Source organism: Seonamhaeicola sediminis (assembly GCF_004358095.2).
Classification (GTDB): domain Bacteria; phylum Bacteroidota; class Bacteroidia; order Flavobacteriales; family Flavobacteriaceae; genus Seonamhaeicola; species Seonamhaeicola sediminis.
This window is the reverse complement of record NZ_SMZJ02000004.1, coordinates 163422-177599: the sequence shown is the minus strand read 5'-3', so window position 1 is coordinate 177599 and position 14178 is coordinate 163422. Positions and strand designations below refer to the sequence as shown.

15 protein-coding genes are annotated in these 14178 nt (G+C 33.0%); 8 read left to right on the top strand and 7 right to left on the bottom strand.

The window, feature by feature from the left end; all coding sequences use genetic code 11:
• Nucleotides 1–55 precede the first annotated feature (55 nt).
• Nucleotides 56–1309, top strand: a complete 1254-nt coding sequence (locus E1J38_RS07170) for an MDR family MFS transporter (protein WP_133355364.1) — start codon at nt 56–58, stop codon at nt 1307–1309.
• Nucleotides 1300–1677, top strand: coding sequence for a VOC family protein (locus tag E1J38_RS07165; protein WP_133355363.1), 378 nt, complete (start codon nt 1300–1302; stop codon nt 1675–1677). The genes E1J38_RS07170 and E1J38_RS07165 overlap by 10 nt, the downstream gene beginning before the upstream one ends.
• Here the strand turns inward: E1J38_RS07165 and E1J38_RS07160 are convergent, their stop codons facing one another.
• The gene (locus tag E1J38_RS07160) at nt 1678–2121 is read right to left on the bottom strand and encodes an Lrp/AsnC family transcriptional regulator (protein ID WP_133355362.1); all 444 of its coding nucleotides are present in this window, start codon (nt 2119–2121) and stop codon (nt 1678–1680) included.
• An 83-nt stretch (nt 2122–2204) separates the two neighbouring features.
• Between E1J38_RS07160 and E1J38_RS07155 the strand changes: the two genes are divergently transcribed.
• Nucleotides 2205–2639 carry a hypothetical protein gene (locus E1J38_RS07155; RefSeq protein WP_369407152.1) on the top strand — a complete coding sequence of 145 codons (435 nt, stop codon included), beginning with the start codon at nt 2205–2207 and terminating at the stop codon, nt 2637–2639.
• A 192-nt stretch (nt 2640–2831) separates the two neighbouring features.
• Here the strand turns inward: E1J38_RS07155 and E1J38_RS07150 are convergent, their stop codons facing one another.
• Nucleotides 2832–3428 (bottom strand): Crp/Fnr family transcriptional regulator, encoded by a 597-nt coding sequence (locus E1J38_RS07150; protein WP_133355361.1) that lies wholly within the window; start codon nt 3426–3428, stop codon nt 2832–2834.
• 75 nt (nt 3429–3503) lie between these two features.
• Nucleotides 3504–6965 carry a methylmalonyl-CoA mutase family protein gene (locus tag E1J38_RS07145; RefSeq protein ID WP_133355360.1) on the bottom strand — a complete coding sequence of 1154 codons (3462 nt, stop codon included), beginning with the start codon at nt 6963–6965 and terminating at the stop codon, nt 3504–3506.
• 146 nt (nt 6966–7111) lie between these two features.
• Between E1J38_RS07145 and purU the strand changes: the two genes are divergently transcribed.
• On the top strand, nt 7112–7966 hold the full coding sequence (purU, locus tag E1J38_RS07140) for a formyltetrahydrofolate deformylase (protein WP_133355359.1): 855 nt from the start codon (nt 7112–7114) through the stop codon (nt 7964–7966).
• 150 nt (nt 7967–8116) lie between these two features.
• Entirely contained in the window at nt 8117–9214 is a 1098-nt protein-coding gene (locus tag E1J38_RS07135) for an OmpA family protein (RefSeq protein ID WP_133355358.1), read from the top strand.
• 31 nt (nt 9215–9245) lie between these two features.
• Here E1J38_RS07135 and E1J38_RS07130 read toward each other — a convergent pair whose 3' ends face one another.
• Complete coding sequence (locus tag E1J38_RS07130; protein ID WP_133355357.1) at nt 9246–10364, bottom strand: TlpA family protein disulfide reductase; 1119 nt, start codon at nt 10362–10364, stop codon at nt 9246–9248.
• A gap of 229 nt (nt 10365–10593) precedes the next feature.
• On the opposite strand from E1J38_RS07130, the gene E1J38_RS07125 reads away from it, so the two are divergent.
• The 3 genes from E1J38_RS07125 (at nt 10594) to E1J38_RS15075 (ending at nt 11803) form a co-directional block, all read left to right on the top strand.
• A complete protein-coding gene (locus tag E1J38_RS07125; protein ID WP_133355356.1) occupies nt 10594–11298 on the top strand; it encodes a DUF4197 domain-containing protein in 705 nt (234 codons plus the stop codon).
• A gap of 86 nt (nt 11299–11384) precedes the next feature.
• On the top strand, nt 11385–11579 hold the full coding sequence (locus tag E1J38_RS07120; protein ID WP_133355355.1) for a Lacal_2735 family protein: 195 nt from the start codon (nt 11385–11387) through the stop codon (nt 11577–11579).
• 77 nt (nt 11580–11656) lie between these two features.
• On the top strand, nt 11657–11803 hold the full coding sequence (locus E1J38_RS15075; RefSeq protein WP_186525831.1) for a hypothetical protein: 147 nt from the start codon (nt 11657–11659) through the stop codon (nt 11801–11803).
• Here E1J38_RS15075 and pyrF read toward each other — a convergent pair.
• The 3 genes from pyrF to prfA form a co-directional block, all read right to left on the bottom strand.
• Nucleotides 11800–12612, bottom strand: coding sequence for an orotidine-5'-phosphate decarboxylase (pyrF, locus tag E1J38_RS07115; RefSeq protein ID WP_133355354.1), 813 nt, complete (start codon nt 12610–12612; stop codon nt 11800–11802). The two genes, E1J38_RS15075 and pyrF, sit on opposite strands and share 4 nt — an antisense overlap.
• 78 nt (nt 12613–12690) lie before the next feature.
• Nucleotides 12691–13050, bottom strand: a complete 360-nt coding sequence (locus E1J38_RS07110) for a four helix bundle protein (RefSeq protein ID WP_133355353.1) — start codon at nt 13048–13050, stop codon at nt 12691–12693.
• Nucleotides 13051–13096: 46 nt separating this feature from the next.
• Nucleotides 13097–14170, bottom strand: a complete 1074-nt coding sequence (gene prfA / locus E1J38_RS07105; RefSeq protein WP_133355352.1) for a peptide chain release factor 1 — start codon at nt 14168–14170, stop codon at nt 13097–13099.
• Nucleotides 14171–14178 lie beyond the last annotated feature (8 nt).

Genomic DNA, 14178 nt, shown 5'->3' with positions numbered 1-14178 from the left:
GATAATCAACGCTTTAATTAAATCAATTTATTTATGACTTAGAAAATTAGAAATCATGCAAACACTATGGAACAATTACGTAAACACATTTAAAGGACTTTCAAGAGAAGTTTGGTGGCTGGCATTAATTACTTTTATTAATAGAGCAGGTACCATGGTCATTCCTTTTTTATCGCTGTATTTAACCAAAAGTTTAGGTTTTGAAGTTAGCGATGTAGCATGGATAATGAGTGCCTTTGGTTTAGGATCTGTAGTGGGTTCCTGGTTGGGCGGAAAATTAACCGATCAAATTGGTTTTTATAAAGTAATGACTTACAGTTTACTGGCTACTGGTATTCTATTCATTGGTCTTCAGTTTTTAAACACATTTGTATCTTTCTGTATTGGTTTATTTTTGGTAATGGTGGTGGCTGATTCATTTAGACCAGCCATGTTTGTTGCCTTGAGTGCTTATAGTAAACCTGAAAACAAAACACGTTCTGTAACCCTCATAAGATTAGCAATTAATTTAGGATTTTCTGCGGGGCCAGCCATTGGAGGGGTTATTATTGCGTCAATTGGTTATGGTGGCTTATTCTGGGTTGATGGTATCACTTGTATTGCTGCCACATTGGTGCTTATAACTGTATTAAATCCTAGGTCTGCTAAACAGCTAGATGACGTGAAAACTGAAAACCCTAAATCGGCATATGGTGATAAGGCATTTATCATTTTCTTATTTGCTATGTCATTGTTTGGAATAGTATTTTTACAATACTTTTCTACCATGCCCATATATTATAAAGATGCTCACTTTTTAGACGAAATTGAAATTGGGGTTCTTTTAGGCATGAATGGATTCATTATATTTATTTTTGAAATGCCACTCATAAAATGGCTGGAAAATACAAAGTTTTCTAAAACAAGTTTGATGCTTTTTGGAGCCACTTTAACAGGGTTAAGTTTTGTTATTCTTAACTTAACTTCCTGGACGGGGATATTGATTATTGGCATGTTGTTAATGACATTTGGTGAGATGATAGCCTTCCCATTCTCTAACGCATTTGCTATGGATAGAGCAAAAAAAGGAAATCAAGGTGAATATATGGCACTCTATTCCATCGCATTCTCAGTAGCTCATATTTTTGGGCATAATATGGGTTTGCAAATGATAGGAAATTTAGGCTTTAATAATACTTGGTTCATTATAACCGGGTTAGCATCAGTTTGTGTATTTTTATTATTCTTTTTAGGTCGATTTCTAAATATTAAAAAGAAAAAGAAACAACTATTAACTGAAGTTGAAGAGGAAGAAATACTATGGATTTAAATCAAGTTACCATACCATCTTTAAACGTTGTAAAGGCAACTGAGTTTTACAAAACCTTGGGACTGCACCTTATAGTGGATGCGCTCCCAAGGTATGTTAGATTTGAATGCCCAAATGGAAATAGCACATTATCAATACATAAAGTTAATGAACTTCCTAAAGGCTCTGGTATCACTATATATTTTGAAGATAAACATTTAGATGAGTTGGTTAAAAACCTCCAACAAAAAGGTATTGAGTTTACAGAAACACCAGAAGATAAAACTTGGCTTTGGCGTGAGGCTCACCTTTACGATTTAGACGGCAACAAAATTATTTTGTATCATGCGGGTAAACATAGAAAGAATCCGCCTTGGCGTATTGGCTAATTATTTAATAGGTATGACTTCTTTTTGTTTTATAACTCTAGAAAGAACAATCTGTGTTTTGCTCTCACCATAAATAATTAGTTGGTCAATAAAAGTTTCTAGGTGTTTTTGATTTTTTAAAACCACCTCCATAACAATATTTTCATCACCAGTAATGCGGTAACAGTTTACAACCTCATCAAAGGTTTTAACTTTTTCTAAAAAAGGTTTTAACTTTCCCATAAAGGCCCTTAAAGTAATAATTGCCTTTAACTGATACCCAATTTCAAATGGAGAAACAATAGCCTTATAGCCTTCAATGATTCCTAAATCTTCCATTTTCTTAATGCGTTCAGATACTGCTGGCGAACTTATACCAACCTGACGCCCAATTTCGGCATTAGAAAGTCTAGCATTTTGTTGTAAGCACTTTAAAATATTTCTATTAAGTTCGTCTATTAACATTTAAACAATTTTTCTTCAAAAACATATATATTAAAGCAAATATAAATATTTACCTTAAATATTAAAGTCGAATATCATTACTTGTGAGTAATTTTGAGAAAATTGTTGTGAAAAATAGAATGATGTTACACAATACCCCACCAAACCTATCGGATTTACCGATTTATAGAAAAGCTCTAGAGATTTTAGATATTTCTAGAAGTATCTCCATATACCTTCAAGATGATTTAGCGCCATTAAAAGAAGATGGTACTGAGGACTCTGATATTTATTTTTCTGGTGATATTGTTCAACAGTCTGTTTCATTGGCTCCTGAAATTGCTAACGCTGAATTAGAACGTCATTCAGAAAGAAAACACAAACATCTTGACTCCTTAAGGCAATTAACCAATTTATTGTATAAGAATTCGTATCGTTTAGAACGCTCTAACAGTAATGGCAAAGAATTTCTACCAATCTTAAGGAAAGAATTAAAAAAGTTCAAAAAACTTCAACGTAGTTGGATGCTTAGTCTATAACTATTGAATAAAAAAAACACACCCAGTATAGGATGTGTTTGATTTGAGAGACTTCAATATTGTTAGTCAACACTAATGTTGAAAATACTATATTTAGATTTTAACGTCAAAATTGAATGAGGGCCAATATATATTGAATTCAAGAAAATATCTTTAAAAAACACACCTTATCTTGATATATATCAAGTTTAATTAAATTATACTACAATCGGTTTGTAACCTTGATAAGGTTTCTGGGCGCATATTTAAAAGTGATGCGAGATACTTCTTAGGCAAACGTTCAAAAATTTCAGGGTTAACAATTTTCATATAATAGTCATATCTATCTTTAGCAATGGGTATTCTTGCCGCAAGTGCTCTATATTCTGCTTCTATATAGTATTGTTCTAATAAAGTTCTATATAGTCGTTCCATTTCTGGAAAATTATTTAAAGTAAAGTGGAGTTCTTCAAAACTTAAACTTTCTGTTTGAGTATCTTCTAAACACTGTATATTTTCTAGGGCAGCGTTATTTCTAAAAAAACCAGAAATAGAGGTCACAAGTTCATTATCTACACTTGCCCAAGTTGTAATTTCATTGTTATTGTGCATAAAAAACCCACGCACCAATCCTTTTCTAATAATATAGAGTCTATCAGGAACTTCTCCCTTTGAAATTATAAAATCACCTTTTTTAAAGCTTTTAACTACTATTCTTTGGGATAAATATTTATTAAGTGATTTAGATAAGGGAACAACTGAATTTAATAAAACAATACTAAAAAGATTATTGTATTTACTTACCGTCATAAATTGGAATTCGTTTTTCCCAAATATAAAACTAAAACGCAGTACAACAAGAAATTATTTTTAACACTAGCAACGCTACATATTTCTTCTATACTGTCCTCCAACTTCAAAAAGCGCCTTAGTTATTTGCCCCAATGAACACACTTTACTAACCTCCATAAGCTCTTCAAATATGTTTTCATTTTTTGTAGCTACAATTTGAAGTTCTTTTAATAAACATGAAACATCATTGATTGTATGAAGATTTTCTAAAGTATTTATTTGAAGCTGTTTTTCTTCTTCTGAAGCTCTAATAACCTCTGCTGGTAATATAGTTGGAGACCCTTTACTACTTAAAAAAGTATTAACTCCTATAATTGGAATACTTCCTTTGTGTTTCAAGGTTTCATAATACAAACTTTCCTCCTGTATTTTACTGCGTTGATACATGGTCTCCATAGCTCCTAAAACACCCCCTCGTTCAGTTAACCTATCAAATTCAAGTAAGACGGCTTCTTCCACTAAATCGGTTAACGCTTCAATAATAAAAGCACCTTGTATGGGGTTCTCATTCTTGGCTAATCCTAATTCCTTATTGATTATGAGTTGTATAGCCATAGCTCTACGCACCGACTCTTCTGTTGGTGTTGTAATGGCCTCATCATAGGCATTGGTATGAAGTGAATTACAGTTGTCGTAAATGGCATAAAGTGCTTGAAGTGTTGTTCTAATATCATTGAAATCAATTTCCTGTGCATGTAGACTTCTACCAGAAGTTTGAATATGATATTTTAACTTTTGAGCACGTTCATTGGCTCCGTACTTAAGCTTCATAGCCTTAGCCCAAACTTTTCTTGCTACCCTACCAATAACAGCATATTCTGGATCTATTCCATTGGAAAAGAAAAAAGACAAATTAGGACCAAAGTCATCAATATCCATACCCCTACTTTGATAGTATTCTACATAAGTAAACGCATTTGATAAAGTTAGTGCTAGCTGAGTAATGGGATTTGCACCTGCCTCTGCAATATGATACCCTGAGATTGAAACCGAATAAAAATTCCTAACCTTATTTTTAATAAAATATTCCTGAACATCTCCCATTAATTTTAAAGCAAACTCTGATGAAAAAATACAGGTATTCTGTGCTTGGTCCTCTTTTAAAATATCTGCCTGTACCGTACCTCTAACCTTAGACATAGTTATACTTTTAATATCCTTGTAAACATCTATTGGTAAGACTTCATCTCCAGTAACCCCTAAAAGCATTAAGCCTAAACCATCATTCCCTTCTGGCAATTTACCATGATACTTAGGACGCTGTTTTCCTTTATAAATCTGATTAATTTTAGCTTCAACTTCTGCTTCAATGCCATTCTCTTTGATATATATTTCACACTGCTGATCTATGGCTGCATTCATGTAAAAAGCTAATAGCATGGGGGCAGGACCATTTATTGTCATGCTTACTGATGTTTTTGAGTCTGCCAAATTAAAACCAGAGTATAGCTTTTTAGCATCGTCTAAACAACAAATGCTAACACCTGCATTTCCTATCTTACCGTAAATATCTGGTCTAGAATTGGGGTCATTGCCATACAATGTTACACTATCAAAAGCGGTTGATAACCGTTTTGCTGGCATTTCATAACTCAAATAATGAAAACGTCTGTTAGTTCGTTCTGGACCACCTTCACCAGCAAACATTCTAGCAGGATCTTCACCTTCCCTTTTAAATGGATACAACCCTGAAGTAAAAGGAAACTCTCCTGGAACATTTTCTTGTAAGTTCCATCGTAAAATATCGCCCCACGCTTCATATTTTGGTAACGCTACTTTTGGAATTTTCAAATGTGATAAAGACTCTGAATGTGTTTGTATTTTAATCTCTTTACCTCGAACGTTAAAAGCATAAATAGGTTTTTTGTATCTGTTAACCTTTTCTTGCCAAGTAATGATTAGCTCCCAATGCTTTGGCGCTAAATCTATTTTTAACTTATCAAATTCTTTAAAAAGCAACTGTAGCAATTGCCATGGAGACTCTTTATTATCTTTCTCTTGGAAATTCTTAACTTGCTTCAAGATTTCATCCTGCTGTAGCCCAGACGAATTTAAATAAGAAATCTCGTTTCCTTTAGGTATATCAGCAACATTACAAATAGTTTTATAAATTCCATAAAGTTTTTGAGCAAGTTCTACCTGTTCATTTACTGTATCATCATAGTTCCTAATAGTTTCAGCTATTTCAGAAAGATAGCGCGTTCTTTGAGGAGGAATAATATAAACCTTTTTATCTTGTTCGTTTATTGCTTCAAAAGAAGATTTAAAATCTACACCAACTTTTTCAACTAAATTCTTAATTACCGCTTTGTAAAGTGTATTCATCCCAGAATCATTGAACTGAGAGGCAATGGTTCCATAAACTGGCAAGTTCTCTTGCGAAACATCCCAAAGGTTTTGGTTTCGCATATATTGTTTTCTAACATCACGTAGAGCATCAGTTGCGCCTCTCTTATCAAATTTGTTTACAGCTACCAAATCAGCAAAATCCAACATATCAATTTTTTCTAATTGCGAAGCGGCTCCAAACTCTGGAGTCATAACATACATTGAAAGATTGCTATGTTCTACAATTTCTGAACCCGATTGTCCAATTCCTGAGGTTTCTAAAATAATCAAGTCAAAATTGGCCACCTTTAAAATAGCAATGGCTTCATCAATATGTTTTGAAAGCGATAAATTAGATTGACGAGTTGCCAAACTTCTCATATATACTCTTGAGGTATTGATAGCATTCATTCTAATTCTATCTCCCAAAAGCGCACCTCCTGTTTTTCGTTTTGAAGGATCTACGGAAATAATACCAACTGTTTTGTCTGGAAAATCAGTTAAAAATCGTCTTACCAGTTCATCAACGAGAGACGACTTTCCTGCGCCTCCAGTTCCTGTAATTCCTAAAACAGGAACTCTTGATAGGGTTGCTTTCTTAGCTATCTCGTTTAATGTGTCCTTAGCTATCTCTGGAAAATTTTCAGCCGATGAAATCAATCGTGCTATGGCGCTGTGATTTTGAGATTGAATTTCTTTTACTTCATTCTTATTTAAAGCATTTCCAATGGGAAAATCAGACAGCTTAACCAAATCATTAATCATGCCTTGCAATCCCATATCCCGTCCATCATCAGGTGAGTAAATTCTGGAAATACCATAATCCATTAACGCTTTTATTTCATGTGGGAGAATAACACCACCACCGCCACCAAAAATCTTAATATGACCAGCACCTCTTTCATTAAGCAAATCATATACATATTTAAAATACTCATTATGACCACCTTGGTAAGAGGTTAAACAAATGGCATTAACATCTTCCTGAATAGCAGTATTAACAACTTCTTCAACGCTTCTATCATGGCCTAAATGAATTACTTCAACACCAGTAGCCTGAATAATCCTTCGCATAATATTGATAGAAGCATCATGACCATCAAATAACGCAGCGGCAGTAACTACTCTAATATGATGTTTTGGTTTATAAGGCTTTATTTGATTCATTTATAAAAAAATATCAATTCACTATATGCAATTTACGAAATATTCAAAAAAAACTAAGGATTATCAATTATTTTCAAAATTTAAAGATAAGATTAGCATAACTACTTTTTTAAGCTAATTTTACCACCTGAAATAAGTAAAACCCTATGAATAAGATTACTATTTTAATTAATTGTAATGATCAACCAAACATCATTGCCTCTGTAACTAATTTTATTGCCCACCAAAACGGTAATATTGTATATATAGACCAACACGTTGATAGAGAGCAAAATATTTTTTTTATGCGCTTGGAAAGCGAATTTTCATCTAAAACCTTTTCAACCGAAGCGTTTAAAGAAGCTTTTAAGGATGTACTTGCAGCAAAATTTGAGATGAAATGGCGCATTTATTCTTCGGAAAAAAAGCCAAAAATGGCCTTATTTATTTCAAAGTATGATCACTGTTTATATGATTTACTGGGACGTTATAATTCTGGAGAGCTTAATTTAGAAATCCCTTTCATTATAAGCAATCACAATAACCTAAAACCAATAGCAGATAATTTCAATATTCCATTTTACCACATCCCAGTTACCAAAGACTCTAAAAGCAAAGCAGAGGAAGAACAATTAAAACTACTTGAAGAACACAACATAGATTTTGTTGTTTTGGCTAGGTATATGCAAATAATATCCCCAAAACTAATAGATAAATACCCTAACAAAATCATAAATATACACCACTCGTTCTTACCTGCTTTTGTGGGTGCAAAACCCTATCATTCAGCATACAAACGTGGGGTGAAAATTATAGGTGCTACCAGTCATTATGTTACGGAAGAATTAGATGCCGGCCCCATTATAGAGCAGGATGTAACACGAGTAACACATGCGCATTCCATTCCTGATCTTATTGCTAAAGGACGTGATCTTGAAAAAATAGTTTTAGCCAACGCCGTAAAACTTCACGCAGATAGAAAAGTAATGGTTTATAATAATAAGACCGTAATTTTTTCTTAATCTTAAGTCATTTACCACCAGAACTTTAACGCACAATTCACAAGGATTTACACTTGTTTATACTTTTGTTCTCATTTTTTTAATATTCAGAAATGTGACTTAATTCACTTATAGTGTCTTAAAAGAAGTAATTAACTTAATTTTAATTTTATGAAAACAAATTTATTTTTATGTCTAGCTTTTATATTAGGCATAGGGTATTCTCAAGCCCAAAATTTACCTGAAAATCCAGAACCTGGAAAGTGCTATGTTAAATGTATTACAAAAGACGAGTTTAAAGATGTAACCGAAACTATAGAAGTATATCCTGCATACACTAAACTTGAAGTTGTACCTGCAACTTACAAGACTGTTGAAGAGCGTGTGTTAATTAAAGAAGCTACCAAAGAATTAATTTATGTTCCTGCTGTTTACGAAACGGTTGAGGTTTCTTATATTAAGAAAGAAAAACGAAATGATTTAACTGTAAACCCAGCTACTTTTGAGGCAGATTCTAAAACTTTCGAAGTTTATCCCAAAACTTCTGGTTGGGAATACAAAGAAACCACTTGCGGTTCTCCAAATAAAGATGATTGTGTTGTAGCATGTTTCGTTGAATATCCAGCGCAATATAAAGATGTAAGCTTTACTACTTTAGCTAATGATGCATCTACTAACAATGTTCCTGTTGCAGAAATTACTACTACTTATACAAAGCAAGTTATAAAAACACCTGCCCGTATGGAAGAAAGAGAAATACCTGCTAAATATTCAACAATTAAAAGACAAGTTGTAGATACGCCTGCATTTACTAAAAGTGCTACTGTGCCTGCTAAAACAAAAACAGTAACAAGAACTGTTTTAGCTAAAAAAGGAGGTATTACTACTTGGGAAGAAGTAGATTGTGGTTTATTAGATGCCAATGTATTACCTATATTTTACGAATTGGCTAGTGCCCGCATAACGGCTGCATCTAAGAAGATTATAGACGAAACTTTATTACCATTATTAAAAAGCAAACCAGTTAGCATAGAGTTAATGTCTCATACAGACTCTAGAGGAAATGATGATTACAATATGTCTTTATCTCAACAACGTGCAAACTCTGTTGTTAACTACTTAGTTTCTAAAGGAATATCTAGAAGTAGATTATCTGCTAAAGGCTACGGAGAAACAAGATTGGTTAATCGTTGTTCTAATGGTGTAGAATGTTCTGAAGCTGAGCATCAAAAAAACAGACGTACTGAATTCAGAGTTCTAAGTAACTAATTAATAGCTGATTCAGTATATTTAAGGCACCTCAGGGTGCCTTTTTTGTTATTATGTACTCTGGGAAACTCGCAATTTGTTTATCTACTTTTATACCATAAGTGTCACTAAGGTTAGAAACCATTAAATCAAAATACTTATAATGTATTTGCCAATCGTGTAATTCTGTGCTTGAGCTTTTATCATCTAAAACAATAGGGGTTTCCAAAATACTAGATAGCTTATAAAACATATCAGCTAAAGAAACATTATCAGCTTCAATCTCTGTGTTTCCAATAAGATATTTTTTATTATTCTCTCCCCAATCTATTTGAGATTTATCCCAAAGTGTAGCATTTCTAAAGTTTAAAAATATAACATCACCATTGCCCAAACTCTTTTCTTCTTTTAATTTTAAGGCCATTAAAATAGTATTATTCATATTTAAATAAGCATTAGAACCATACTTAAAATACATTCTATAATGCTTATTTAAATCTGAAGTAATCTTAATTTGATTTTTATAAACCTTATTAGAATAAGACAAAATATTTTGCAAGCTTCCTTTTAATTCCATAAAACCCTCAGAATGAATCACCTCTAAACTCTCAACATCCTCTTTGCTTTCTAGCTCTGCAAATTCAAAATCTTTAATTGGGCTATAAGCTTCTTCAATTTTTAATGAGTCACTATTTTCAATAACAAACATTTTGTTAAAACTAGCTCTTTTACTATTCTGTCTTAAATATTTATCAATATGATAATCTTTGATCTCTGCGGGATGTCCCTCCCAAAGCATTTTTCCACTAGCATTGTATAAAATTCCATAGGGCAAACTTCTAATATTATTCTTATGAAACGTTTCTCCATCAAAATCTATAGCAACAGCGAGTTTCATGTTATGCTTTTTTGCAAATTTCTTTACAAGTTCTGGATTCTCTTCACTTAAAGAAACTATGTAAAAATCTTTAGGGTATTTTTTCTGTAAAGTTTCTAAATATTTTGACACATGAATGCATGGTCCACACCAAGTAGCCCAAAAATCTACAAAATAAAGTTTATTATACTCTTCCTTAGCAATGCTTGACTTATTGATAAAGCTAGAAACCTTTATTTGTCCTGCCGAAATTTTAAAGCCAAATATTAATATTAAAAATATTTTAATTCTCAACGTATTCTCATTTTATACAAGTATAACAAATATTATGCTAAAAAATTATATACAGTAAAAAACCATAAAAAACTTGAAATATAGTGACTTTATTCAACACCAAGGGTCGTAACATTAAAGACTAAAACAATTTAAAGAAATCATGAGGGATTGTTTAATTTAAAACTGAAGAAAAGACATCTTTCTCTCAAGGTGTCTTTTTTATTTTCATATATTTAAAACAAAAATTATGTCCCGAAAATTATTAACCTTATTACTTATCTTCAATCTTACTGCGTGTGCAGAATTACAACAAGTTATTAATGAATTACCCCAAAGCGGCGGTATTAGCAATACTGAAGTTGCCTCTGGATTAAGACAAGCACTAAACTTTGGAATAGACAAACAGGTGAGTAAACTTACTCAAAAGGATGGTTTTTTCAAAAATGAACTAGTTAAAATTTTATTACCAGAAGAACTACAAAAAGTTGACAAAACCTTACGAGATATTGGGTTAAGTAAATTAGCCGATGAAGGCTTGAAAGTGTTAAATAGAGCAGCCGAAGATGCCGTAAAAGAAGCCACTCCTATTTTTGTTGATGCGGTTAAAGACATTACTTTTGCAGACGCTAAAAACATTTTATTAGGTGATGATAATGCTGCCACCAACTACTTAAATAATAAAACTGAAACAGCTTTATATGCTAAATTCAATCCTGTAATTAAAAGCTCATTTAGTAAAGTTGGGGCCGATGATATTTGGAAAAACTTAATTACTAAATACAACAGTTTACCTCTTACAAATGATGTAAACCCAGACTTAACGGACTATGTTACCAAAGAAGCTTTAAAAGGTGTTTATACTATGATAGCTATTGAAGAAAAAGACATTAGAACTAAACTTTCTTCTAGAACAACAGATTTATTAAAAAAGGTTTTTGCGTTACAGGACTAACAGCTATCAATTCAACAAAATATTAAAAGGACGCTTTTTATATTAAAATAAAAAATGTATATTTAATTACTTGTTATTCACAACAAATGAGCAGGTCAGATTTCATTAGGGGTCGTAAAAAGGCACTTGACAAACGTTACAAAGAACTTGTTGAGCAGGCTTATAATTTGAGGCAAACCGATTTTGCCTTAAGCGATTTTTCAGAATACAAAGCCCTAGAGGTTTTAGATGAGATTAACCGCTTAAATTATCTTTCCAGAGATATCGCTCCTTCTTCTTAAGCCTTATTAATTATTTAACGTTTTTCTTACATCCAAACCACGAAATTTTTCGTACTTTATAGTATAATAAAAACGTTATGAACAATCAATTCTGTAAAGTGGGAAAAATAAAACCCAACCTAAGTAAAGCTTTAAGTTTAAAAGACATTGAAAGAAGAATCAATAATTTTGTTGATGACCTTAGTAAGGTTGAATACTCTAAAGATTTAAAAACAAGTATCTAACCTAAAATAACTTTCATTTCTTGCTGAAGTTCTGCTGCTTTTTTAGCTGCAGCAAGGGCAAAGTTGTGCTCATTTGAAGCATAAATAATACCTCTTGAAGAATTTATAAGTAATCCAACAGAATCATTCATTCCATATTTACAAACGTCCTGAAGATTCCCTCCTTGTGCTCCAACCCCTGGAACCAATAAAAAGCTATCGGGAATTATTTGACGAATTTCAGCTAAGTATTCAGCCTTAGTAGCACCAACAACATACATCAAGTTTTCAGCATGAGCCCACGTTTTGGAAGTCTCTAGAACCTGTTTATATAACTCTTGGTTTTCAACCTTTTTTGTTTGAAAATCAAACGCCCCTTGATTAGAAGTTAAGGCCAAAAGTATCGTGTGTTTGTTTTCAAAAGCTAGAAAAGGCTCTACCGAATCTTTCCCCATATAAGGGGCCACCGTAACAGAATCGAAAGCTAAATCTTCAAAAAACGCTTTAGCGTACATGGTACTTGTATTACCAATATCTCCTCGTTTTGCATCTGCAATAGTGAAGATTTCAGGATAATTTTCATTTAAGTAATTAATAGTCTTTTCTAAAGCCTGCCAACCTTTAATACCGTAAGCTTCATAAAATGCTGTATTGGGTTTGTATGCTACGCACAAATGATGCGTTGCGTCAATAATAGCTTTATTAAATGCAAAAATAGGGTCATCTTCTTTTAAAAGATGCTCAGGAATTTTATTTAAATCTACATCCAATCCAATACATAAAAAGGATTGTTTTCTCTTGATTTCTTTAACTAATTGGTCTTGGGTCATTGGTTTTGGGTTATGGGTTTTTGGGTTATGGGTTTTTGGGTTATGGGTTATGGGTTTTGGGTTATGGGTTTTGGGGTTTTAGGTATTGACAACTTTTTTTGAATAATTAATTAAAGACTTTATTCTCTTTTGAAGCACATTAATTTCTCCAATAAGTTCTTGTGGATATGTAAGATATGATAATTCGGAACAAATTATAATATGAGTTTCTAACTCAAAAGCAGATCCTAGGCTTATTTGTAAAAACCTAACAAAGTCTTTTTGAGAGTCTTTAGCACAACCTTCAGCTATATTGGCTGGTATTGAAACAACACACCTAGAAATTTGAGATTTCAACCCAAACTTTTCAGTTTCGGGTAAATGGTCTATTAATACATAAACTTTTTTAACAAGAGCAACAGAATCTTTCCAAACATCTAACTCTCTAAAATTCCTCATTTACTATTTCTTTTTACCCTTCTACCCTTTTATCAAAACCTAACACCTACAGGTTTTCACCAGCCTTTAACTTTTCAGTATTTTCGGCAAGCATAAGTTCATCAATTATTTTTTGAATATCCCCGTTTACAATATTCTGTAAATCATAAAGTGTTAAACCAATACGGTGATCTGTTACACGCCCTTGCGGATAGTTATAGGTTCTAATTTTGGCACTTCTATCACCAGATGATACCATACTACCGCGTTTTGCAGCATCTTCTTCCATCTTTTTAGCTAATTCTAAATCGTAAAGTCTAGAACGTAAAACCCTAAACGCCTTTTCTTTGTTTTTATGCTGCGATTTTTGGTCTTGACATTGGGCTACCAATCCCGTTGGAATATGGGTTAAACGTACCGCAGAATAGGTTGTATTCACAGACTGCCCACCCGGACCCGAAGAACAAAAGTAATCTATACGAACATCTTTAGGGTCTATTTCTACATCAAACTCCTCTGCTTCTGGAAAAACCATTACGGTTGCTGCACTTGTGTGCACACGCCCTTGTGTTTCGGTTTGCGGCACGCGTTGTACACGGTGTACACCGGCTTCAAATTTTAGGGTTCCGTAAACATCTTCACCCGTTACTTCAAACTGAATTTCTTTAAACCCACCATTGGTACCCTCACTAAAATCTACTGTGCTTACATTCCAGCCTTTGCTTTCACAATATTTAGTGTACATTCTAAATAAATCGCCAGCAAAAATACTGGCTTCATCTCCACCAGTGCCTGCCCGTAACTCTACCACAGCATTTTTAGCATCCTCAGGGTCTTTAGGGATAAGTAACACCCTAATTTCCTCCTCTAGTTTTGGAATACCTTCTTTAGCTTCCTCATATTGCATTTTGGCCATGTCAACCATTTCAGGATCACTACCATCTGCAATAATCTCTTCAGCCTCGGCCAAATTATTTGTTAATTCAATGTAAGCATCGCGCTTATCCATTAAAATCCTTAAGTCTTTATATTCTCTATTAAGATCAACATAACGCTTTTGGTCTGAGATGATATCTGGTTGTATTATCAAATCACTTACCTCATCAAAACGCTGCTTTATTATTTGTAGTTTCTCTAACATCTACCTCT